This window comes from Nocardia sp. NPDC004278, from assembly GCF_053602975.1.
Window position 1 is genome coordinate 1 of record NZ_JBSGEQ010000006.1, and the last position, 18,957, is coordinate 18,957.

Here is an 18,957-nt window from a genome sequence, read left to right on the forward strand (position 1 = left end):
CTGTCGAACCGCACCACCCAGGTCGTCTACGAGGGCACACCGAATTTCCCGGACGAGCACCGGCACTGGAACATCGTCGAAAAGTACGGTGTCACCATCTATTACACGGCACCAACACTCGTGCGGACCTTTATGAAGTGGGGCAAGGAGATTCCCGGCGCCCACGATCTGTCCAGCATCCGGCTGCTCGGCAGCGTCGGCGAGCCGATCAATCCGGAGGCCTGGCGCTGGTACCGAGAGGTGATCGGCGCGAGCACCGCGCCCATTGTGGACACCTGGTGGCAGACCGAGACCGGTTCGATCATGATCTCCCCACTGCCCGGCGTCACCGCCGCGAAGCCGGGCGCCGCGATGACACCGCTGCCCGGTATCTCGGCCAAGGTCGTCGACGAGGAGGGCAGGGCGGTCCAGCTCGGCGAGACCGAGGCCAATGGCTATCTGGTGCTCGATCAGCCGTGGCCGTCGATGCTGCGGGGCATCTGGGGCGATATGGAGCGCTACCGGGCCACCTACTGGGAGCGCTACGCCGAACGGGGATGGTACTTCGCCGGTGACGGCGCCAAGCTCGACGCCGACGGCGATCTGTGGGTGCTGGGCCGCGTCGACGATGTGATGAACGTCTCGGGTCACCGCATCTCCACCGCAGAGGTGGAGTCCGCGCTCGTCGGCCACTCCGGGGTCGCCGAGGCCGCGGTCGTCGGTGCCAGCGACGTCACCACCGGACAGGGGATCGTCGCATTCGTAATACTCACCGCCGAGGCCAAGGACACCGGCGACGCCCTGGTCGACGAACTGAAGGCGGAGGTGTCGCGGGAGATCAGCCCGATCGCGCGGCCGCGGGAGATCCACGTGGTACCGGAGCTGCCCAAGACCCGCAGCGGCAAGATCATGCGGCGACTGCTGCGTGATGTCGCGGAGGGGCGCGAACTGGGCGATACCTCGACGCTGGTCGATCCGAACGTCTTCGAGGCGATTCGGGCCAGTCGCGCCTGAGTCGGCGCACCGAAAACGGCACATCGTACGGCCGGTGACGGACTTCGTCACCGGCCGTACCCGTTAGAATTGCGTAAGGTGTGCCGGGAAGCCTGGTCGGCATGCGGTCGTGTAGCTGAAGGCCGAATCGGTTGGATTGCGCGTCCGCAGCCACGCCCACCCTGCCGGAAGGTTTCCCGTGATCACCCAAGTGCGCTCAGAGCTCACGCGCTACCTACGGACCGAAACCGTTGGTGGTGCAATACTTCTGATCGCGGCCGCGGCCGCGTTGCTGTGGGTGAACTCGCCGTGGGGCGCCAGCTACGTCACCATCACCGAAACCGTCCTGCCCATCAGGGCACTGCATCTGAACCTCACCGTCGCGGAATGGACCAAGGACGGTCTGCTGGCGGTCTTCTTCTTCGTCGCGGGGCTGGAGCTCAAACGCGAGCTGGTGGTCGGTGAACTCGCCGATCCCAAGCGGGCCGCGCTGCCGATCATCGCCGCGGTCGGTGGCGTGGTCACTCCGGCACTGATCGCGCTGACGGTCGGATTCGGCATCGAGGGTATGGACCGGGGCTGGGCCATTCCGGTTGCGACCGATATCGCCTTCGCGCTGGCCGTGCTCGCCATGACCGGTTCCAGGATTCCGGCGAGTGCGCGGGTGTTCCTGCTCAGTCTGGCGGTGGTCGACGATCTGATCGCCATCATCCTGATCGCGGTGCTGTTCACCACGACGCTGTCGGCGCTGTGGCTGCTGGCCGCGGCGGCCTGTTTCGCGGGCTGGGCGCTGGCCCAGCGCAAGCGGATCTCCACTCCCCTGGTGTATCTGCCGCTGGCGCTGGTCTCCTGGTACGCGCTGCACGAGGCGGGCATCCACCCGACCCTGGCCGGTGTCGCGCTCGGCCTGCTGACCAGGGTGCGCAAGGATCCGGGTGAGGCACAGGCTCCGGCAACGCGGCTCGAACACCTGATCCAGCCGATCTCGGCCGGACTGTGCGTACCGCTGTTCGCCCTGTTCGCCTCCGGAGTTCCGTTGGACGGCAAGGTCTTCCAGCAGCTGGTCAGCGACCGGCTGGCGCTGGCCATCATTCTCGGATTACTGCTGGGCAAGACCCTCGGCATCTTCGGGATCAGCTGGGTGGCAATCCGATTGGGCATCGCCAAGCGTCCGGCGAGTCTGGGCTACCGAGACATGTTCGCCCTCTCGGTGCTCGGCGCGATCGGCTTCACCGTTAGCCTCTTGGTGGCAGAACTCGCGCTGGCGGACGTAGGCGATGGCTCGGCCGTCGAATTGGCGAAGGCCGCGGTGTTGGTGACATCAATGACGGCGTCGCTCGCGGGTTCGGCGCTACTGTTGCGGCGTGGGCGTGTCCACCAGGCGCGGCGGGATGCGCGTGCGATAGAACGAGAGAGCGAGGCCGATACAGTGCCGGGACAGGGAGAAGGGTCGACCAAGTGAGTTTCACAAACGGCGGTAACGGGGACGAGTCGCGTCGCGGCCGCACTGTCACCTCGATTCCCCTCTCGGATACCGATCCCGTCGGATCGGCGAGCTTCGGCACCCTAGTCCGTGATGCCACCGAACAGATGTCGACGCTGGTGCGCGCCGAGGTCGAACTGGCCAAGGCCGAGGTGACCGGTGAGATCAAGAAGGGCCTGCAGGGCAGCGTCTACTTCATCCTCGCGCTGACCGTCCTACTGTTCAGCACCTTCTTCTTTTTCTTCTTCCTCGGCGAGCTGCTCGATGTGTGGCTGGCGCGCTGGGCGGCGTTCCTGATCGTGTTCCTGTTGATGATCGTCGCGACGCTGGTGCTCGCATTGCTCGGCTATCTGCGGGTCAAGAAACTGCGGGCGCCGGAGAAGACGATCGATTCGCTCAAGCAGGCGCGCAGCGTGCTGCCGAGTGGGTTCGGCTCGCATGAGGAACACCTCACACTCGAGCAGCCGACGAAGTAGAACCCGAGGCGCGGCCGGGTCCGGCTGCGCCGACTAGGCGGCGAGGCAGCCACCACACTAGGCTCGATCGGCGTGTCGTCGAACTCGTTTCCCGATCCGTCCAGCGTCCGTTACGACGGACCGTGGACGCATCGGGACGTGCACGCCAACGGCATTCGCTTCCACGTTGTCGAGGCGGTGCCGGACCGCAGGGATGCACCGCTGGTCGTGCTGCTGCACGGATTCGCCGACCTCTGGTGGTCCTGGCGACATCAGCTGACCGGACTCGCCGATCTGGGCTACCACGCGGTCGCGGTGGATCTACGCGGCTACGGCGATAGCGATAAACCGCCGCGCGGCTATGACGGCTGGACGCTGGCCGGCGATATCGCCGGACTCATCCGCGCCATGGGCTACTCCGAGGCCACACTGGTCGGCCATGCCGACGGCGGGTTGGTCTGCTGGACGACCGCGGTGCTGCACCCGCGGCTGGTGCGCTCGATCGCGCTGGTGAGTTCCCCGCATCCGGTCGCGCTCAAGAGCGCGGTGCTGCGGGATCGGCGTCAGCGCCGGGCCTGGCTGCCGAATTTCCTGCGCTATCAGCTGCCCCGGTACGGCGAACATCTGCTCACCACCGGCAATGGCTTCGAGGTCGAGCGGCTGCTGCGCCAGCGGGTGAGCCGAAACTGGTCGGACAGCGCCGAATTCATCGATACAGCCAACCGGATGCGCTCGGCCATCCAGATCCCGGGCGCGGCGCACTGTGCGCTGGAATATCAGCGCTGGGCCTTCCGCAGCCAGTGGCGTCCGGACGGGCGCCGCTTCATGGCCACCATGCGCCAGCCGATCCGCATCCCGGTTCTCGCGATGCGCGGTGAACTCGACGGCTACCTGCTACCGGCGACCTTCCAGGCCGGCCGACGCTGGTCGCCACAGCGGCGGCAAGTCGTGATCCCGAGTGCGGGCCACTTTGCCCACCAGGAGAATCCGGACGCGGTCACCGCCGAGCTGGCCAAGTTGCTCGGCTGACACCGATCCCAGGGGCCGATCGCACGGACACAGGGGCGGTCGCACCCCTGTGTCCGCCGTCGATCAGCTCAGGACACACGCACCGGTATCCACCGCCATCACCGAGGCCGTTGCGGCATCGAGTTGCGGCCGGACCTCGGCCAGTGTCAGGACATATCCGGTGTCGTCGTCGGTCACCGCGGCACCGAATACGATGCCGAGCGCGCGGCCATCGGTATCCACCAGCGGCCCACCGGAATTGCCCGCGCGCACCTGTCCGCGGACCGTGTAGACCTCGCGTTCGACGGTGCCGTTGCGGTAGATCGTCGGTCCGGTCAGGTCCAGCGTTTCGCGGATGCGGGCCGCGCTGGCGGTATACCGGCCGCCACCCGGATAGCCGAGCACGATGGCATTCTCACCCGAGCGCGCGGGCGTCGGCGCCTGCTCGACCACCGGGGCGTTGAGCCCCGGCACCGCGAGGATCGCGACGTCCTTGGAGGGATCGAACAGCACGACCGAGGCGTTCAGCGGACCGGCGACGGCATCCACCGTAATGCTGGTGGTTCCGGCGACCACATGGGCGTTGGTCACTATCCGCTCGGGCGCGATCACGAAGCCGGAGCCCTCCAGTGCGCGCTGGCAGCTCGGGGCGACGCCGCGGATGCGCAGGACGCTCTGCTGTAGCGAAGCCGCCACCGGACTGGTCAGGACGCTGGGGTCCGGGGGTTCGACGGCCGCGATCGGGGCGCGGCCGAAGGGACCAATGACGTCCGGGAGCCCGGAAGTGTTGAGCAGCTTGGAGAATTCGTTGGGCAGGCGGCGCAACCAGTTCGGGGAGACCTCGTTGACGTCGGCCAGCACCTTCGAACCATTGATGGCCGAGGCGATGGCGGGCTGTGAGGAGGTGGCCAGCGGCAGTGCCAGCAGCCATGCGGTGACCAGCACCGCCACCGCTTGCAACAGCGCACCGATGACGCTGTCCACGCTGCGGGTGAACGGATGGCGCATACCGCCGCGCGCGGCCCGGCCCAGGACCATGCCCGCGACCTCGCCGACAATGACCAGCAGCACGATCAGCAGCACGCCGGTGAGCACCCGCGGTCTGCCCTCGTTGACGTGGATCAGAATGTGCGGGGCAATGAGAATGCCCGCGACCGCGCCGAGCACGACGCCGAGGAAGGCCAGGGCGGAGGCCACCGCGCCCTGCCGCCAGCCAGAGGAGGCAGCCAGCAGTGCGAGCAGGACCACCGCGATATCGAGCCAAGCCGATGAGGTCATAACGTCATCCCTACGGCCGCAAGCGCGGTCTCTAGATCACGGACATCGCTGTGGTCCCATTCCCGTTCCCACCCGGCGGCCTTGCAGATTCCGGCCAGAATGCCGCCGGTCAGCCCCCACACCAGCATGCCGTCGACCTGGAAAGCCGCGCTCTGATAGCCGAGGCTGCCGCGCACCATGAAGCGGTTCGCCGGTTCCAGCAGGTCGGCCAGCGGCACCCGCACAACCCGTTCGGTCTCGGTCTGATTGACCACCTGGACCGCCCGCGGGGTGTGCCAGTAGGCCACCACCGGGGTCACATCGAAGCGGGACGGGGGCACGAACAGTTTCGGCAGCACGGCGAAGGGTTCTACGCCATCGCGCGCCAGCCCGGTCTCTTCACAGGCCTCGCGCAGCGCGGTGTCGATCGGTCCGGAGTCGCCGGGATCGACGGCACCGCCTGGAAAGGCGACCTGACCGCGGTGCTGGCGCATGGTCGACGCGCGCTGGGTGAGCAGCACATCCGCGTCGGCGGGCAGGCCGCCGGGGGCGTCGGGATCCGGTTCGGGCGAGCCGCTGAACAGCACGAGGACGGCCGCTTGGCGTGGCGTGCTGTTGACGATCATCGCCCGTCGCAATGCGCGTGCCAAGGTCAACGTGTCGGTGGCGTCGGTATTCGGGTCCGCCGCCCGACGCAGCCACTTCGGGATGCTGTCGGGCGTGGGGCTCTCGGTCATGCCGCAACTCCCAGCTTGTTCGCGACCGTATCGGCGATATCGTCGACGCCGGTGAAGGCGCGCACGACCACCTCGGCGACCGAACCATCGGCACGCAACAGCACCGATACCGGTAGCACCGCGGGCGCGCCCACCGCGGCGCGGACCTTGGCGCGCGGATCGAGCACGCCGGGCAATGTCACCCGCAAATCGGTCAGCAACGCGAGCGCCCTCGCCTCATCAGGATCGCTGTGCACGGTCAGCACCGTAATCGCGTTTCCGGCGCGTCGCGCGTACTCCTGCACATCCGGCAACTCTTTGGCGCACGGTCCACACCAGTACGCCCACAGGTTCAGCAGTGCCGGCCGACCCGCAAGCGCGGCCGCCAGATCGACCGGCTTTCCGTCGGCCAGACAGCCGAGGCCGAGTCCGGCAAGCGGCCCGTGCCCCACCGCATCCGCCGCTGGCACCGGACATTGGGTGAGTCCGGCGGCACTGCGGGCGGTGAGTGCGGCCGTTGTCCCGGAATTCGCCGGATGGTCGCTGCCTGCCGCGGTGTCGTCGCCATGGCGCGGCCACAGCGCGACCGCCGAGGCCACCACGATGATCAACCCTGCCAGCGCCAAGCGCGCCCAGACAGGTATCCGTCTCACCGGCCCACCAGCTCGAGCAGATGCTCCGCCTCCGGACCCTTCACCAGCTTGGCCGCGGCCTCAGGATCGGTCGGCCCGGCCCCGAACGACGGGCAGTCCTTGGCCAGAATGCAGGCTCCGCATGCGGGTTTGCGGGCATGACAGACCCGGCGCCCGTGGAAAATCACGCGATGGGACAGCATCGTCCATTCCTTGCGCTCGATCAGCTCGCCGATGGCGTGCTCGACCTTCACCGGATCTTCCTCGGTGGTCCATGCCCAGCGGCGCACCAAGCGGCCGAAATGGGTGTCGACTGTGATGCCGGGCACCCCGAAGGCGTTGCCGAGGATGACGTTGGCAGTTTTGCGGCCGATGCCGGGCAACTGCACCAATTCCTCGAGGGTGTGAGGCAATTCACCGTCGTGACGTTCGACCAGTGCCTGTCCGAGCCCGATCAGGGAACTGGTCTTATTGCGGAAGAAGCCGGTCGGCCGGATGTATTCCTCCAGCTCAGCGCGGTTCGCCTCGGCGTAGGCGCGGGCATCGCGGTACTTGGCGAACAGCGCGGGTGTGGTCAGATTCACCCGCTCATCGGTGCACTGTGCGGAAAGTATTGTGGCGACCGCCAATTCGAGCGGAGTGGTGAAGTCGAGTTCACAGTGCGCGTTCGGAAAAGCCACCGCGAGCGCACGGTCCATCCGGCGGGCTCTTCGGGTCAGGCCCAGTTGGGTTTCCGCTTGTCGCGCTCGGGATTTGCGTTTCGGAACGGGGACCGCGGCGGGTTGCGCATCGGTCGCCTCGGCGGCAGGGGAAGGCCCGCTGACGGCGGCTGTGGAGGGGGAGACACGCACCCGTCCACCATACGGAACCACGCGACAACGGTGCCCTCCTAGATCTCTTGCCGTGTTCCATCTGAGACCTAGACCGTGTTTACTGCTCGTCATGCAAGGACTCGCTGTGGTGCTCTTCCCAGTGGTGCTGATGCTGTTTGCACTGGGCATGGAGCGGGTCGAGAATCGGCTCCGCAAACTTCTCGAACCCGACGAAGAGGTTCAGCAGTACCTGGACAAGGCAAGCAACGCCGAAGTGAAGGAGCTGACGAAGCTCGGACTGCCCGCCGCGGTGGCACGGATGCGCAGGCGCCGGTCCCGTAGTGAAGAACTGGACGTCGCACGCGCCAGCTGAAAGCCCTACCAACCGGTACCTGGCACGGCGCGCAATCCACTCGTTACGTGGTGTCTGTCACTACGCTGCTCTGATGCCGCGTAGACTGCGCTGTTGGCCGATTCGCTTCGGTCCAGGACAGAGCCATTTCCCATAAGGAGCACATTCGTGGACGAGGCCCTCGCCAGAGCAGGCATCTTCCAAGGCGTAGAGCCCACCGCGGTGGCGGCTCTAGCCAAACAACTGCAGCCCGTGGATTTTCCGCGCGGGCATGTCATCTTCAACGAGGGCGAGCCAGGCGACCGGTTGTACATCATCACCTCGGGCAAGGTGAAGATCGGACGGCGTTCCCCGGACGGCAGGGAGAACCTGCTGACCATCATGGGCCCGTCGGACATGTTCGGTGAGCTGTCGATCTTCGACCCAGGTCCGCGTACCTCGACCGCGACCACCGTGACCGAGGTGCGCGCGGTCACCATGGACCGTGACGCACTCAAGTCCTGGATCGACCAGCGGCCCGAGATCGCCGAGCAGTTGCTCCGCGTCCTCGCCCGCCGTTTGCGCCGCACCAACAATAACCTTGCCGACCTGATCTTCACCGATGTTCCCGGCCGGGTCGCCAAGGCATTGCTGCAGCTCGCACAGCGGTTCGGTACCCAGGAGGCCGGTGCGCTGCGGGTCACCCATGACCTCACCCAGGAGGAGATCGCCCAGCTGGTCGGCGCCTCCCGCGAGACCGTGAACAAGGCGCTGGCCGACTTCGCGCATCGCGGCTGGCTGCGGCTGGAGGGCAAGAGCGTGCTGATCTCCGACTCCGAGCGCCTGGCCCGCCGCGCGCGCTGACGCTCGACCGATATCGGCGACCGGATATCCGGCCGCCGCATTGGCGTGCTGCGGCGGATGTACGCGATGGCACAAATACGAAAGCACGCTGAGTTCAGCGCTCCACTGAACTCAGCGTGCTGTTGTGCTCTCCAGTTCTCCCGACGCCTAGTTCTACTCGGCGCGCAGATACTCGAGCTGCGCCTCTACCGAACTGCGCGCGGCCAGCCACAGTCGCTTGTCGACATCGGCATAAACCTTGCGCACCACCGCCATCGCACCCGCGTTCGGACCGAGGACGCGCAGCGCCTCCCGCACCTGGTCGAGACGCTCCTGCCGATGCGCGATGTAGTACCGGGCGACCGGCTCCAGATCGGGGTGGTCCGGACCGTGCGCCGGTAGCAACGCACGTCCCGCGCCCACCTCGACCAGTCTGTCCAGCGATGCCAGGTAGTCGGCGAGGGTGCCGTCGCTGGAATCCAGCACCGTGGTGCCGGAGCCGAGGATGGTGTCACCGGTCAGCACCGCGTCGTCGAGGACGAAGCTCACCGAATCCTTGGTGTGGCCAGGGGTGTCGAGAACGGTGATCCGGAGACCGGCCGCCTCGATCACCTCGCCGTCGAGCAGCGGTGCGTCGGCGCCGTGCAGGAAGTCGGCGGTCCTGGCCCGCACCGGAGTACCCGTCAGCTGGACCAGCCGGTCGATGCCGCCGGTGTGGTCGTGATGCCGATGGGTGATCAGGGTGAGCGCGATATTGCCGTCGGTGGCGCGGGCGATGGTCTCGCTGTGCGCCGTATCCTTCGGTCCCGGATCGACGACCACATACTCCGATTGCCCCGGGGCGCGCAACAGCCAGGTGTTGGTGCCCTCCAGCGTCATCTGGCCCGGATTGTCCGCGAGTACGACCGCCGCGGTCGGCGTGACCTGGCGCAGCTGGCCGTATGCGGGATGGGTGAGCGTCATAGGAGTACCCCAGTCGATCGAAAACCTTGCCTGCGAACCTGTCTAGCGCACTTCCGCGATCAGTTCGACCTCGACGGGGGTGTTGCGCGGCAGCTCGGCAACGCCGACCGCGGAACGCGCGTGCACGCCCGCATCACCGAAGACCGCACCGAGCAGCTCCGAGGCACCATTGATGACCTGCGGCTGATCGGTGAATCCCGGTGCAGAGGCGACGAATCCGACAACCTTGACGATCCGCACCACCGCATCGAGCCCGACCAGATCATGTACTGCGGCGATCGCGTTCAGCGCGCAGAGCTTCGCCGCCTCCTTGGCCTGCTCGAGCGAGACCTCGGCGCCGACCTTGCCGGTCGCCGAGAGCTGCCCGTCCACGAACGGCAGCTGCCCGGAGGTGTAGACGAGCGAGCCGGTCCGGATCGCCGGAATGTATGCGGCGACCGGGGCCACCACCGGCGGCAGGGTCAGGCCGAGCTGGGCGAGATTCTTCTCCCACTGTGTCATTGCCGAATCCTTTCGCTTACTTGGGGCGCTTGAGGTAGGCGACATGCTGTTCGCCGGTCGGACCCGGGAGCACGGTCACCAGCTCCCAGCCATCGGCGCCCCACTGGTCCAGGATCTGCTTGGTCGCATGCGTGAGCAGCGGAACGGTGGCGTATTCCCACACCTTCGAATCACTCATGTCCGAGACTGTATCTTTGGCCGCGCGGGCGCGGCGTGTTCGCGGCCCCTAATGTCAGCATCGCGTAGCGATTCGATGAGGGGTGATGGTCGGGCGACGGGGCGGTCGCTCGTAAGACTCGCTCCGTGGTGGTCACCGAGGTGCGGATCGTTCACTTGCTTCGAGCGCTCAGGCGGTTGGTGCGAAGGTGTTCGGGCGCCGTCGACTATGCATGTGCCCGAAGTACACCGGCCTCGAGCAAGCCACTGGTGGGACCGACTCCCCGACGGTCGAAAAGGGCGAGGCTGTCACGGTGCCGTAAGAAGTGCACGTCTCACTGTCTGGGACGGAGCGGCTCAAAAAGCGACCAGTAACCATATCGCTGGGGCGTGATCTGAGGACGGGTTATAGGCTCGCGATCGTGGGAGTACCAACAGCAGTGCCCATTTCGGCGGAGCCGGGGCCAGAGACGGGTTGGCCGGAGCGCGCGGATAAGGCCCGCTTGCACTATGTCTCCGGCAAAGGGGGAACCGGCAAGTCGACGGTCGCTGCGGCGCTCGCGCTTGCGCTGGCCGCGGGCGGACGGCGGGTGCTGTTGGTAGAGGTGGAGAGCAGACAGTCCATTGCCCAGCTCTTCGATCTGCCGCCGTTGCCGCCCACCGAGACCAGGATCGCTACCGCGGACGGTGGCGGTGAGGTAGTCGCGCTGGCACTCGATATCGAGCACGCCTTTCTCGAATACCTCGATATGTTCTACAACTTAGGCTTCGCCGGACGGGCCATGCGCCGGGTCGGCGCTATCGAATTCGTCACCACGATCGCACCCGGTCTGCGCGATGTCATCCTGACCGGCAAGATCAAGGAATGCGCGGTCCGGGTGGATAAGCAGGGCAAGCCGGTATTCGACGAAATCGTCGTCGACGCACCGCCGACCGGACGGATCGCCAGCTTCCTCGATGTCACCCAGGCCATGGTCGAAGTGGCCAAGGGCGGGCCGATAGCCTCGCAGGCCGAGGGCGTTTCGAATCTGCTGCACTCCGATCAGACGATGATCCACCTGGTCACCCTGCTCGAGGCGCTGCCGGTGCAGGAAACCGCCGACGCCGTCGCCGAGCTCACCGCCAATGACCTGCGCATCGGCACCGTCATCGTGAACCGCACGACCAAGGGCCAGCTCCCGGCCGAGGTGCGCAATAGGGCCGCGCGCGGTGATATCGACCGCGACGCCATTCGCGCCGGACTCACCGAGGCCGGAATCTCGCTGCCGGATCAGGACTTCCAGGGTCTGATCACCGAAACCATCGAGCACGCGGCCACTCTGCAGGCACAGGACGATAGCGCCGCCGAACTCGCGAAGGTCGATGTGGCGCGGATATATCTGCCCGCACTCGCCGACGGCATGGATCTGGGCGGCCTATACGAACTGGCGGAAAATTTGAGTAAGCAGGGGGTCCGATGAGCAGTCCGAATGTGGCAGCGCCACTGGATATTTCGCGGATCATCGAGGATCCCACGGCGCGGGTGGTGGTCTGCTGCGGCTCCGGCGGCGTCGGCAAGACGACCACTGCGGCCGCCATCGGACTGCGCGCGGCGGAACAGGGCCGCAAGGTCGTGGTGCTCACCATCGATCCCGCGCGGCGACTGGCCCAGTCACTCGGTGTCGCCGATCTGGACAATAGCCCGCAGCGGGTGGTACTCGGCCCCGAGGCCAAGGGCGAACTACACGCGATGATGCTCAATATGCGTCGCACCTTCGACGATATGGTGCTCGAGCACACCAGTCCGGAGAAGGCGGAGCAGATTTTCGCCAACCCCTTCTATCAGACGGTCGCGTCCTCCTTCGGCGGCACGCAGGAGTACATGGCGATGGAAAAGCTCGGCCAACTGGCCGCGCGCAAGGAGTGGGACCTCATCGTGGTCGACACTCCCCCGTCCCGCAACGCACTGGACTTCCTCGACGCGCCCAAGCGTCTCGGAAACTTCTTGAACGGCAGGATGATCCGGGTCATCATGGCCCCCGGCCGCGGTGTCACCCGATTGGTTACCGGTGCAATGAGCCTGGCCGTGCGCGCTGTGTCGACCATTGTCGGCGGGCAGATGCTCAAGGACGCGTCGAACTTCCTGCAGTCGCTGGAATCGCTGTTCGGCGGCTTTCAGGATCGTGCGGACCGGACCTACGCGATGCTGTCCAAGCCGAGCACACACTTCCTGGTGGTCGCGGCGGCCGAACCGGACGCACTGCGCGAGGCGTCGTTCTTCGTCGACCGCCTCTCGACCGAACGCATGCCGCTGGCCGGATTGGTACTGAATCGAACCCATCCGGTGCTCAGCGCATTGCCCGCCGATCACGCGCTCACCACCGCCGATCAGCTGGCCGAATCCGATCCGCTCACCGCCGCGGTGCTGCGCATCCACGCGCAGCGAGTCGCCACCGCCAAGCGCGAACAGCATCTGCTGCACCGGTTCACCGGCGCGCATCCGCGGGTGCCGATCGCCTCGGTGACCGCGCTGCCCTTCGAGGTCTCCGATCTGGAGGCGCTGCGCGCGGTGGGTGTTCAGCTCACCGATGCGCATACGGTCGAGGTAACCGCCTGATCGTGACGTTCGAGCCGAAATCGCTTGGGCCACCGTGGCATTCTGATGCTGGATTGATATAGACCCACTAACGGAACCGAGCCCGCAAGCGCGGGCTCGGTTCCATTTTCCAGGGTTAGATTGCCACTTGATGCTGACGCTGGGCCTGGAAAAAGTCCGCCCAGGACGTCACCTCCGGGTGCTGCTTGAGCAGCGCACGACGCTGCCGTTCGGTCATTCCACCCCACACGCCGAACTCGACTCGATTGTCGAGCGCATCGGCCCCACACTGCATCAGCACCGGGCAGTGCCTGCAGATCGTCGCCGCCTTGCGCTGCGCTGCGCCACGCACGAACAGTTGATCAGGGTCTACTTCCTTGCATCGAGCCTGGGCAACCCAGGCGATCCTTGCTTCGGCCTGCTCCACGTCCAATCGAGCGATGGGGGTTGTCATGTGCATTTGGTGTGCCCCTTTGCAGTCCGAACACCGGGTCAACGGCGCTCCAGAATCGCGTGTCAGTACGCAGCAACCCAAACCCCGCTGCGAACTGCACCACATTCCACTTTGAGTGTTAGCTCTATCACACTGGGTTCTCAATCTAGGTAAAGGTATGGCCTCTGCGCAAGACCGTCCCGAGACTTTTTGGTACGTCCGTCCATGCAAACGTGATCGAGAACCGGGCGGTCGACCCGACAGGTGGTTCGCCCTTCAACGACACGCGGGATTCCATCCCACGACACGCCGATTCAGGCAGGCGAACCGCCAGATCCGAGGGACTGACAAACACACCCGAGAGCGCTGGATCGGCACCCCGTAGTCTTGGCATCGTGCCGATCACACATACGCTCGCGAGGCTGTGCGGCAGCTGCGCGCTGGCCGCCGTGCTCGTCGCCGGGTTGTTGTTCCCTCTCGCAGGCGGTTTCGGGTTCGTCTCCAACCGTGCCGCCGACGCCGTCGACAATGTGTCCTCAGAACTGGTGGAGGGCACCGTCCCCGCCGTCTCGACCATGGTCGATATCAATGGAACGCCCATCGCCTGGCTGTACGAGCAGCGCCGTTTCGAGGTCCCAAGCAACATGATCTCCAACGACATGAAGTTGGCGATCGTCTCCATCGAGGACCGGCGCTTCGCCCAACACGAAGGCGTGGACTGGCAGGGCACGCTACGCGCGTTCCTCACCAATACGAGCAGCGGTGAGGTGCAGCAGGGTGCGTCGACCCTCGATCAGCAGTATGTGAAGAACTTCCAGCTGCTCGTCGTCGCGAAGACCGATGCCGAGCGCCGGGCCGCCATCGAGACCACCCCGGCGCGCAAGCTGCGCGAGATCCGGATGGCGCTCACCCTGGACCGGGAGCTGACCAAAGACGAGATCCTGACCCGCTACCTGAACCTCGTCCCGTTCGGAAATGCCTCCTACGGCATCCAGGACGCGGCGCAGACCTACTTCGGCGTCGACGCGGTGAACCTGAATGTGCCCCAGTCGGCGATGCTGGCCGGCATGGTGCAGTCCAGCTCGAAGCTGAACCCCTACACCAATCCCGAGGGCGTGCTGCAGCGGCGCAATACCGTGCTGGACACCCTGATCCAGAACATCCCCAGCCGCGCCGAGGAGTTCCGCAAGGCCAAGACCGAACCGCTCGGCGTGCTGCCCGAGCCGAAGGGGCTGCCGCGCGGCTGCATCGCCGCCAACGACCGCGGCTTCTTCTGCGATTACGCAATGCAGTACCTGGCCGATGCCGGCATCAGCCGCGAACAGATCAATACCGGCGGCTATACGATCAAGACCACTCTCGATCCGGCCCTGCAGGATTCGGTGAAGCGCTCGGTCACCGAGGCCGCGAACCCGAACCTCGACGATGTCGCCCAGGTCATGTCGGTGGTCGGGCCGGGACAGGATTCGCATCCGCTACTCGCCATGGCCAGCAGCCGCACCTACGGCCTGAACCGGAATGCCAACGAAACGGTGCAGCCGCAGCCGTATTCAATGGTCGGTGACGGCGCGGGCTCGATTTTCAAGCTCTTCACCACGGCCGCCGCCATGGAGAAGGGCATGGGTATCAATGCCCAGCTCGATGTGCCGGGCCGGTTCGAGGCGAAGGGCATGGGTAACGGTGGTGCGCGCGGCTGCCCGCCGGCCACCTACTGCGTGCAGAACGCGGGCAATTACAAGTCGCCCATGTCGGTGACCGAGGCGCTGGCCACCTCGCCGAATACCGCGTTCGTCAAGCTGATCCAGGCCGTCGGCGTCACCCCGACCGTCGATATGGCGGTGCGCCTCGGCATGCGCTCCTACACCGAGGCGGGCACCTCGGGGCACGGCAACCAGAGCCTCGCGGACATGATCAAGGACCAGAACCTGGGCTCGTTCACCCTCGGCCCGGTCGCGATCAACCCGCTCGAACTCTCGAATGTGGCCGCCACCTTGGCTTCCGGCGGTCGGTGGTGCCCGCCGTCGCCGATCAAGGAGGTGATCGACCGCTCCGGCCGGACGGTGCCGCTCACCCAGCAGGCCTGCGAACAGGTCGTCGACGCCGGACTGGCGAACACCCTGGCCAACGCGATGAGCCAGGACGACATCAGCGGTACCGCCGCCGGTGCCGCGCGGGCCACCGGCTGGAATGCGCCGCTGTCGGCCAAGACGGGAACCACCGAGAGCCACCGCTCCTCGGCCTTCGTCGGCTTCACCAACTCGCTGGCGGCCGCGGCCTACATCTACGGCGACAGCCCGACGCCGGGCGAGATCTGCTCGTTCCCGCTGCGCGGCTGCGGCGACGGCAATCTCTTCGGTGGTAACGAACCCGCGCGCACCTGGTTCAACGCGGTCAAGCCGGTGCTCGGGAACTTCCCGCCGCCCGCACTGCCGCCGCTGGACGATAAATATGTGCGCGGGTCGAATCAGGCCCAGGTTCCCGATGTCACCAATATGTCGCAGGGCCAGGCGACTGCAGCCCTGGTGGCGGCTGGCTTCCAGGTCTCGCCGGTGAACGGTCCCGGTGCGCCGCCGAAGGGGACGGTGATGGGGACCGCGCCGAATGGATCGGCGATTCCCGGGTCGGTGATCACGATCTATATCAGTGATGGGACGCAACGGGTCCCGGCGCCCGCGCCCGGCCCCGCCGCGCCACCGGGAGTTCCGATTCCGGGCCTGCCCGGCATCCCCGGCTTCCCGAGTATCCCTGGATTCCCGGCCCCTCGATAGCGCCTCGACAAGATGAAACCGCCGACCCGGATTGATCCGGGTCGGCGGTTTCGTTTATCCGTCTCGGGACAGGTGTTACAGGCGCGCCTTCACGGCGGCCGAGAGCCGCGCGCCGTCGGCCTTGCCCGCGGCGATCGCGGTGGCGGCCTTCATGACCTGGCCCATCTGTCGCATGCCCGGCCGCTCGCCGAGTTCCTGGGCGACCTGGGCGATCGCGGTGTCGGCCACATCGGCGACCTCCGCGTCGGTCAGCTGGCTCGGCAGATATTCATCGATGATGCGCGCCTCGGCATGCTCATTGGCGGCCAGTTCGCCACGCCCGGCCTGGGTGTAGACCTCGGCCGATTCGCTGCGTTTCTTCGCCTCTTTCTGCAGCACGGCAATGACCTCGGCGTCGGAGAGTTCCCGCGCCTGTGCGCCCGCCACCTCGGCGGTCTGGATGGCGGCAAGCAGCATCCTGAGGGTGGCGAGGCGCAGCGTGTCCTTGGCTTTCATCGCGGCGGTCATATCCGCGCGCAGCTGCGATTTGAGTTCCGACATGTGCCACACGGTAGCCGCTTCCCTGTTCCCGGCCCACTACATTTGGCGTCCTGTCGTATTGGCAATGCTCCCGGGGGCCGCGGGTCCGAATTGACCGCACCACACCGCTAGCGATTGCTTGCAGGTCGCTCGAAAGAACCTGCCCGCTTGTGCGGAAACACACTCGGCGTTCCGCACCGGGGTCACCTATGCTGGGCAAATGCCCGTAATCTCGACCGCCGCCATCCGACGAACCGCCTTGGGAGCCGCCGGGGCTGCGGTGGCCGGTATCGGCTACGCCTCGCTGATCGAACGAAACGCCTTCGTCCTGCGTGAGGCCACGATGCCGGTACTACAGCCGGGCTCGTCATCGCTACGGGTGCTGCACATCAGTGATCTGCACATGATGCCAGGTCAGAAGCTCAAGCAGCAGTGGCTGCGGGAGCTGGACCGGCTGGAGCCGGATCTGGTCGTCAATACCGGTGACAACCTGTCGCATCAGAAGTCGGTGCCCGCGGTAGTTCAGGCCCTCGGCGGCTTGCTTTCCCGACCGGGCCTTTTCGTTTTCGGCAGCAATGACTACTTCGCGCCGGTGCCGAAGAATCCGGCGAAGTACTTCAAGAAGGACCACCGGCGGGTCTACGGCGCACCGCTGCCCTGGAAGGACCTGCGCGCGGCCTTCACCGAGCGCGGCTGGCTGGATCTGACCCACGTCCGCCGCGATGTCGAGGTCTCCGGCTTTCGGATCGCGAGCGCAGGCGTCGACGATCCACATCTGCAGCGCGACCGGTACGACACCATCGCGGGCGCACCCAACCCGCTCGCCGTGCTGAGCATCGGCCTGACCCACTCGCCCGAACCCCGGGTGCTGGACCGCTTCGCCGCGGACGGCTACGACCTGGTCATGGCCGGGCACACCCACGGCGGTCAGCTGTGCCTGCCCGGATACGGTGCGCTGGTCACCAACTGCGGTATCGACCGTTCGCGGGTGAAGGGCTCCTCCAAGTGGGGTGCGCACACTCAGTTGCATGTCTCCGCGGGTCTGGGCACCTCCCCGTGGGCGCCGTACCGCTTCTGCTGCCGTCCCGAGGCCACACTGCTGACTCTGGTCGCCGCGCCGCCGACGCGTCCCAATGCCGATAGCGGCCAGGGCGTTTCACCCTCGGAAGCCATCGCACGCTGAGTTCGACTAAGGTCCCTTGCCGAGACTGACGTCAGGCAGGGGAACCAGTGTGAGTGATTTCGACGACCGGCGCGGCGAATCGACGGATTCGGGTCGGCCCGGGACGCCGTATCAGCAACAGCATTACGGCGCCGGACAATTCGGTCCTGCGCTGGGACAGTCCGAGCATTCCACCCCCGCCGCTGACACCCGGCCGGCGCAGGCGCACAACACATTCGGTGCGCCGGTACACCTCGATCCGCCGGTATCGCCGCCGGGCGACGGTGCGCCGAACTGGCCCCACGGCACCAATGATGCGGCGGGTTCCTTGCAGTGGCAACCCGGCCACACCGGATCGACCCGAACGATAAGCGCGCAGGGACAATTCAAACCCACGACAGAGTGGGAACCCACAGCGACCGCCACGGCACCGCACAAATCCACCTCGGCATCGCAGACCGGCCGAGGCCAGTACGGCTCAACGGCGCAATTCCAGGCCGGTGCAACAGCATTCGGGCCACAGGGGCCAACCCGCGCGGCCCATGGACAAGACGTCGGCCTGAACGCGCTCTTCGGCGACCGCATCACACCGGACGCATTGCGCCCGAATCGCAGCCGGGACCGGCGCGGTATCGCCTGGGTCGCCGCCGCGGTGGCGGCGCTGGTGGTCGCGGGCGGAGCGACGGCGATCGTGTTCGCCAATAGCGGCCCGGATAACACCTCCGCGCAGAATCCGGCGCCATCGATGGTGAGCGCGCTCACGCCAACGGCGTCGCATACTCCGGCACACTCCAGCACCAGCCAGCCCAGCGCTCCGGCCAATCACGAAACCCCGGTCGTACCCGGCTATCAGGTGGTGGTGGCATCGGACCTCGGCGCCGCCTATGACGTGCCCGCCGACTGGACCGTGGCACCCGACGGCAAGGTCGGCGGTTTCGGCGAGCCGCCCAATGCCGTCACCGGTAAGGGCCTGGCGACCGAGGGGAAGAGCTACTGCCCCGGCTCCACCCGCACCGTGGCCTTCCTGACCGGTTCCCAGGACACCGATTCGGCAACCGCGGCAACCGAACTCGGCACCAGGACCGCCAAGATCGCGTACACGAACTCACCGGGCGGCACGCCGAGCCCCGCACAGCCGCTCACCTCCCTCGACGGCTCCCAGCACGGCATGTTCGTGGAGACCAGGGGCACCGCCACCAAGACCAATCCCGGCTGCGCGACGGAGTACGCCGTCTACACCTTCGCCACCCCCACCGATAACGGCAGCTTCGTGATGGTGATCACCGCCGATACCGGCGTACCCAATGCCGTCGATGCGGCGACCGCGCAGCGCATCTTCACCAGCATTCGACCCCATGAGGGTGATTGACC

General features: G+C 66.5%; 20 protein-coding genes. 11 read left to right on the plus strand and 9 right to left on the minus strand.

Annotated elements, in window-relative coordinates; translation table 11 throughout:
• From ACWEO2_RS11020 to ACWEO2_RS11035, 4 genes are all read left to right on the plus strand, one after another.
• Positions 1–993 (plus strand): AMP-binding protein (locus ACWEO2_RS11020; protein WP_452405146.1); only part of this gene is annotated, 993 nt, incomplete at its 5' end.
• Between the two features lie 181 nt (positions 994–1,174).
• Positions 1,175–2,434 carry a Na+/H+ antiporter NhaA gene (gene nhaA / locus ACWEO2_RS11025; RefSeq protein WP_452405420.1) on the plus strand — a complete coding sequence of 420 codons (1,260 nt, stop codon included), beginning with the start codon at positions 1,175–1,177 and terminating at the stop codon, positions 2,432–2,434.
• Positions 2,431–2,931: a phage holin family protein gene (locus ACWEO2_RS11030; RefSeq protein ID WP_452405147.1), complete on the plus strand. Its 501-nt coding sequence runs from the start codon at positions 2,431–2,433 to the stop codon at positions 2,929–2,931. The genes nhaA and ACWEO2_RS11030 overlap by 4 nt, the downstream gene beginning before the upstream one ends.
• Positions 2,932–3,003: 72 nt before the next feature.
• On the plus strand, positions 3,004–3,939 hold the full coding sequence (locus tag ACWEO2_RS11035; protein ID WP_452405148.1) for an alpha/beta fold hydrolase: 936 nt from the start codon (positions 3,004–3,006) through the stop codon (positions 3,937–3,939).
• Positions 3,940–4,002: 63 nt separating this feature from the next.
• On the opposite strand, the gene ACWEO2_RS11040 is transcribed toward ACWEO2_RS11035, so the two are convergent.
• The 4 genes from ACWEO2_RS11040 to nth are packed head-to-tail and all read right to left on the minus strand — an operon-like array spanning position 4,003 to position 7,248.
• Positions 4,003–5,196, minus strand: coding sequence for a MarP family serine protease (locus tag ACWEO2_RS11040; protein ID WP_452405149.1), 1,194 nt, complete (start codon positions 5,194–5,196; stop codon positions 4,003–4,005).
• Positions 5,193–5,912 carry an NUDIX hydrolase gene (locus tag ACWEO2_RS11045; protein WP_452405150.1) on the minus strand — a complete coding sequence of 240 codons (720 nt, stop codon included), beginning with the start codon at positions 5,910–5,912 and terminating at the stop codon, positions 5,193–5,195. Before ACWEO2_RS11045 ends, ACWEO2_RS11040 begins: the two co-directional genes overlap by 4 nt.
• Complete coding sequence (locus ACWEO2_RS11050) at positions 5,909–6,544, minus strand: TlpA family protein disulfide reductase (RefSeq protein WP_452405151.1); 636 nt, start codon at positions 6,542–6,544, stop codon at positions 5,909–5,911. Before ACWEO2_RS11050 ends, ACWEO2_RS11045 begins: the two co-directional genes overlap by 4 nt.
• Positions 6,541–7,248 (minus strand): endonuclease III, encoded by a 708-nt coding sequence (gene nth / locus ACWEO2_RS11055; protein ID WP_354960410.1) that lies wholly within the window; start codon positions 7,246–7,248, stop codon positions 6,541–6,543. The genes ACWEO2_RS11050 and nth overlap by 4 nt, the downstream gene beginning before the upstream one ends.
• 217 nt (positions 7,249–7,465) lie before the next feature.
• Here nth and ACWEO2_RS11060 point away from each other — a divergent pair, with 217 nt between their 5' ends.
• Together ACWEO2_RS11060 and ACWEO2_RS11065 are read left to right on the plus strand one after the other, a co-directional pair.
• A complete protein-coding gene (locus ACWEO2_RS11060) occupies positions 7,466–7,708 on the plus strand; it encodes a hypothetical protein (protein WP_452405152.1) in 243 nt (80 codons plus the stop codon).
• A 147-nt stretch (positions 7,709–7,855) separates the two neighbouring features.
• Positions 7,856–8,530 carry a Crp/Fnr family transcriptional regulator gene (locus ACWEO2_RS11065; protein WP_011206875.1) on the plus strand — a complete coding sequence of 225 codons (675 nt, stop codon included), beginning with the start codon at positions 7,856–7,858 and terminating at the stop codon, positions 8,528–8,530.
• 153 nt (positions 8,531–8,683) lie between these two features.
• On the opposite strand, the gene ACWEO2_RS11070 is transcribed toward ACWEO2_RS11065, so the two are convergent.
• From ACWEO2_RS11070 to ACWEO2_RS11080, 3 genes are read right to left on the minus strand one after another with little or no spacing between them, the layout of a single operon-like run.
• A complete protein-coding gene (locus ACWEO2_RS11070; RefSeq protein ID WP_452405153.1) occupies positions 8,684–9,472 on the minus strand; it encodes an MBL fold metallo-hydrolase in 789 nt (262 codons plus the stop codon).
• A 42-nt stretch (positions 9,473–9,514) separates the two neighbouring features.
• Positions 9,515–9,973 carry a RidA family protein gene (locus ACWEO2_RS11075; RefSeq protein ID WP_355183684.1) on the minus strand — a complete coding sequence of 153 codons (459 nt, stop codon included), beginning with the start codon at positions 9,971–9,973 and terminating at the stop codon, positions 9,515–9,517.
• Positions 9,974–9,989: 16 nt separating this feature from the next.
• Positions 9,990–10,151 carry a DUF4177 domain-containing protein gene (locus tag ACWEO2_RS11080; protein WP_085998464.1) on the minus strand — a complete coding sequence of 54 codons (162 nt, stop codon included), beginning with the start codon at positions 10,149–10,151 and terminating at the stop codon, positions 9,990–9,992.
• A 418-nt stretch (positions 10,152–10,569) separates the two neighbouring features.
• On the opposite strand from ACWEO2_RS11080, the gene ACWEO2_RS11085 reads away from it, so the two are divergent.
• Both ACWEO2_RS11085 and ACWEO2_RS11090 read left to right on the plus strand, forming a co-directional pair.
• Positions 10,570–11,589: an ArsA-related P-loop ATPase gene (locus ACWEO2_RS11085; protein WP_452405421.1), complete on the plus strand. Its 1,020-nt coding sequence runs from the start codon at positions 10,570–10,572 to the stop codon at positions 11,587–11,589.
• Complete coding sequence (locus tag ACWEO2_RS11090) at positions 11,586–12,725, plus strand: ArsA family ATPase (RefSeq protein ID WP_452405154.1); 1,140 nt, start codon at positions 11,586–11,588, stop codon at positions 12,723–12,725. Before ACWEO2_RS11085 ends, ACWEO2_RS11090 begins: the two co-directional genes overlap by 4 nt.
• 115 nt (positions 12,726–12,840) lie before the next feature.
• Here the strand turns inward: ACWEO2_RS11090 and ACWEO2_RS11095 are convergent, their stop codons facing one another.
• A complete protein-coding gene (locus ACWEO2_RS11095) occupies positions 12,841–13,164 on the minus strand; it encodes a WhiB family transcriptional regulator (protein ID WP_330251089.1) in 324 nt (107 codons plus the stop codon).
• A 368-nt stretch (positions 13,165–13,532) separates the two neighbouring features.
• Between ACWEO2_RS11095 and ACWEO2_RS11100 the strand changes: the two genes are divergently transcribed.
• A complete protein-coding gene (locus tag ACWEO2_RS11100; RefSeq protein ID WP_452405155.1) occupies positions 13,533–15,905 on the plus strand; it encodes a penicillin-binding protein in 2,373 nt (790 codons plus the stop codon).
• 75 nt (positions 15,906–15,980) lie between these two features.
• Here ACWEO2_RS11100 and ACWEO2_RS11105 read toward each other — a convergent pair whose 3' ends face one another.
• Complete coding sequence (locus ACWEO2_RS11105) at positions 15,981–16,445, minus strand: GatB/YqeY domain-containing protein (RefSeq protein ID WP_354960401.1); 465 nt, start codon at positions 16,443–16,445, stop codon at positions 15,981–15,983.
• 199 nt (positions 16,446–16,644) lie between these two features.
• Here ACWEO2_RS11105 and ACWEO2_RS11110 point away from each other — a divergent pair, with 199 nt between their 5' ends.
• Together ACWEO2_RS11110 and ACWEO2_RS11115 are read left to right on the plus strand one after the other, a co-directional pair.
• Positions 16,645–17,607, plus strand: a complete 963-nt coding sequence (locus ACWEO2_RS11110) for a metallophosphoesterase (protein WP_355183678.1) — start codon at positions 16,645–16,647, stop codon at positions 17,605–17,607.
• 49 nt (positions 17,608–17,656) lie between these two features.
• Positions 17,657–18,955, plus strand: coding sequence for a hypothetical protein (locus ACWEO2_RS11115; protein ID WP_452405156.1), 1,299 nt, complete (start codon positions 17,657–17,659; stop codon positions 18,953–18,955).
• Positions 18,956–18,957 lie beyond the last annotated feature (2 nt).

What these genes read in the sequence shown, in the direction of transcription:
- ACWEO2_RS11040 (WP_452405149.1), bottom strand. Translation starts at nt 5,196, where the DNA reads ATGACCTCATCGGCTTGGCTCGATATCGCGGTGGTCCTGCTCGCACTG.
- ACWEO2_RS11045 (WP_452405150.1), bottom strand. Translation starts at nt 5,912, where the DNA reads ATGACCGAGAGCCCCACGCCCGACAGCATCCCGAAGTGGCTGCGTCGG.
- ACWEO2_RS11060 (WP_452405152.1), top strand. Translation starts at nt 7,466, where the DNA reads ATGCAAGGACTCGCTGTGGTGCTCTTCCCAGTGGTGCTGATGCTGTTT.
- ACWEO2_RS11070 (WP_452405153.1), bottom strand. Translation starts at nt 9,472, where the DNA reads ATGACGCTCACCCATCCCGCATACGGCCAGCTGCGCCAGGTCACGCCG.
- ACWEO2_RS11075 (WP_355183684.1), bottom strand. Translation starts at nt 9,973, where the DNA reads ATGACACAGTGGGAGAAGAATCTCGCCCAGCTCGGCCTGACCCTGCCG.
- ACWEO2_RS11080 (WP_085998464.1), bottom strand. Translation starts at nt 10,151, where the DNA reads ATGAGTGATTCGAAGGTGTGGGAATACGCCACCGTTCCGCTGCTCACG.
- ACWEO2_RS11090 (WP_452405154.1), top strand. Translation starts at nt 11,586, where the DNA reads ATGAGCAGTCCGAATGTGGCAGCGCCACTGGATATTTCGCGGATCATC.
- ACWEO2_RS11095 (WP_330251089.1), bottom strand. Translation starts at nt 13,164, where the DNA reads ATGCACATGACAACCCCCATCGCTCGATTGGACGTGGAGCAGGCCGAA.
- ACWEO2_RS11105 (WP_354960401.1), bottom strand. Translation starts at nt 16,445, where the DNA reads ATGTCGGAACTCAAATCGCAGCTGCGCGCGGATATGACCGCCGCGATG.
- ACWEO2_RS11110 (WP_355183678.1), top strand. Translation starts at nt 16,645, where the DNA reads ATGCCCGTAATCTCGACCGCCGCCATCCGACGAACCGCCTTGGGAGCC.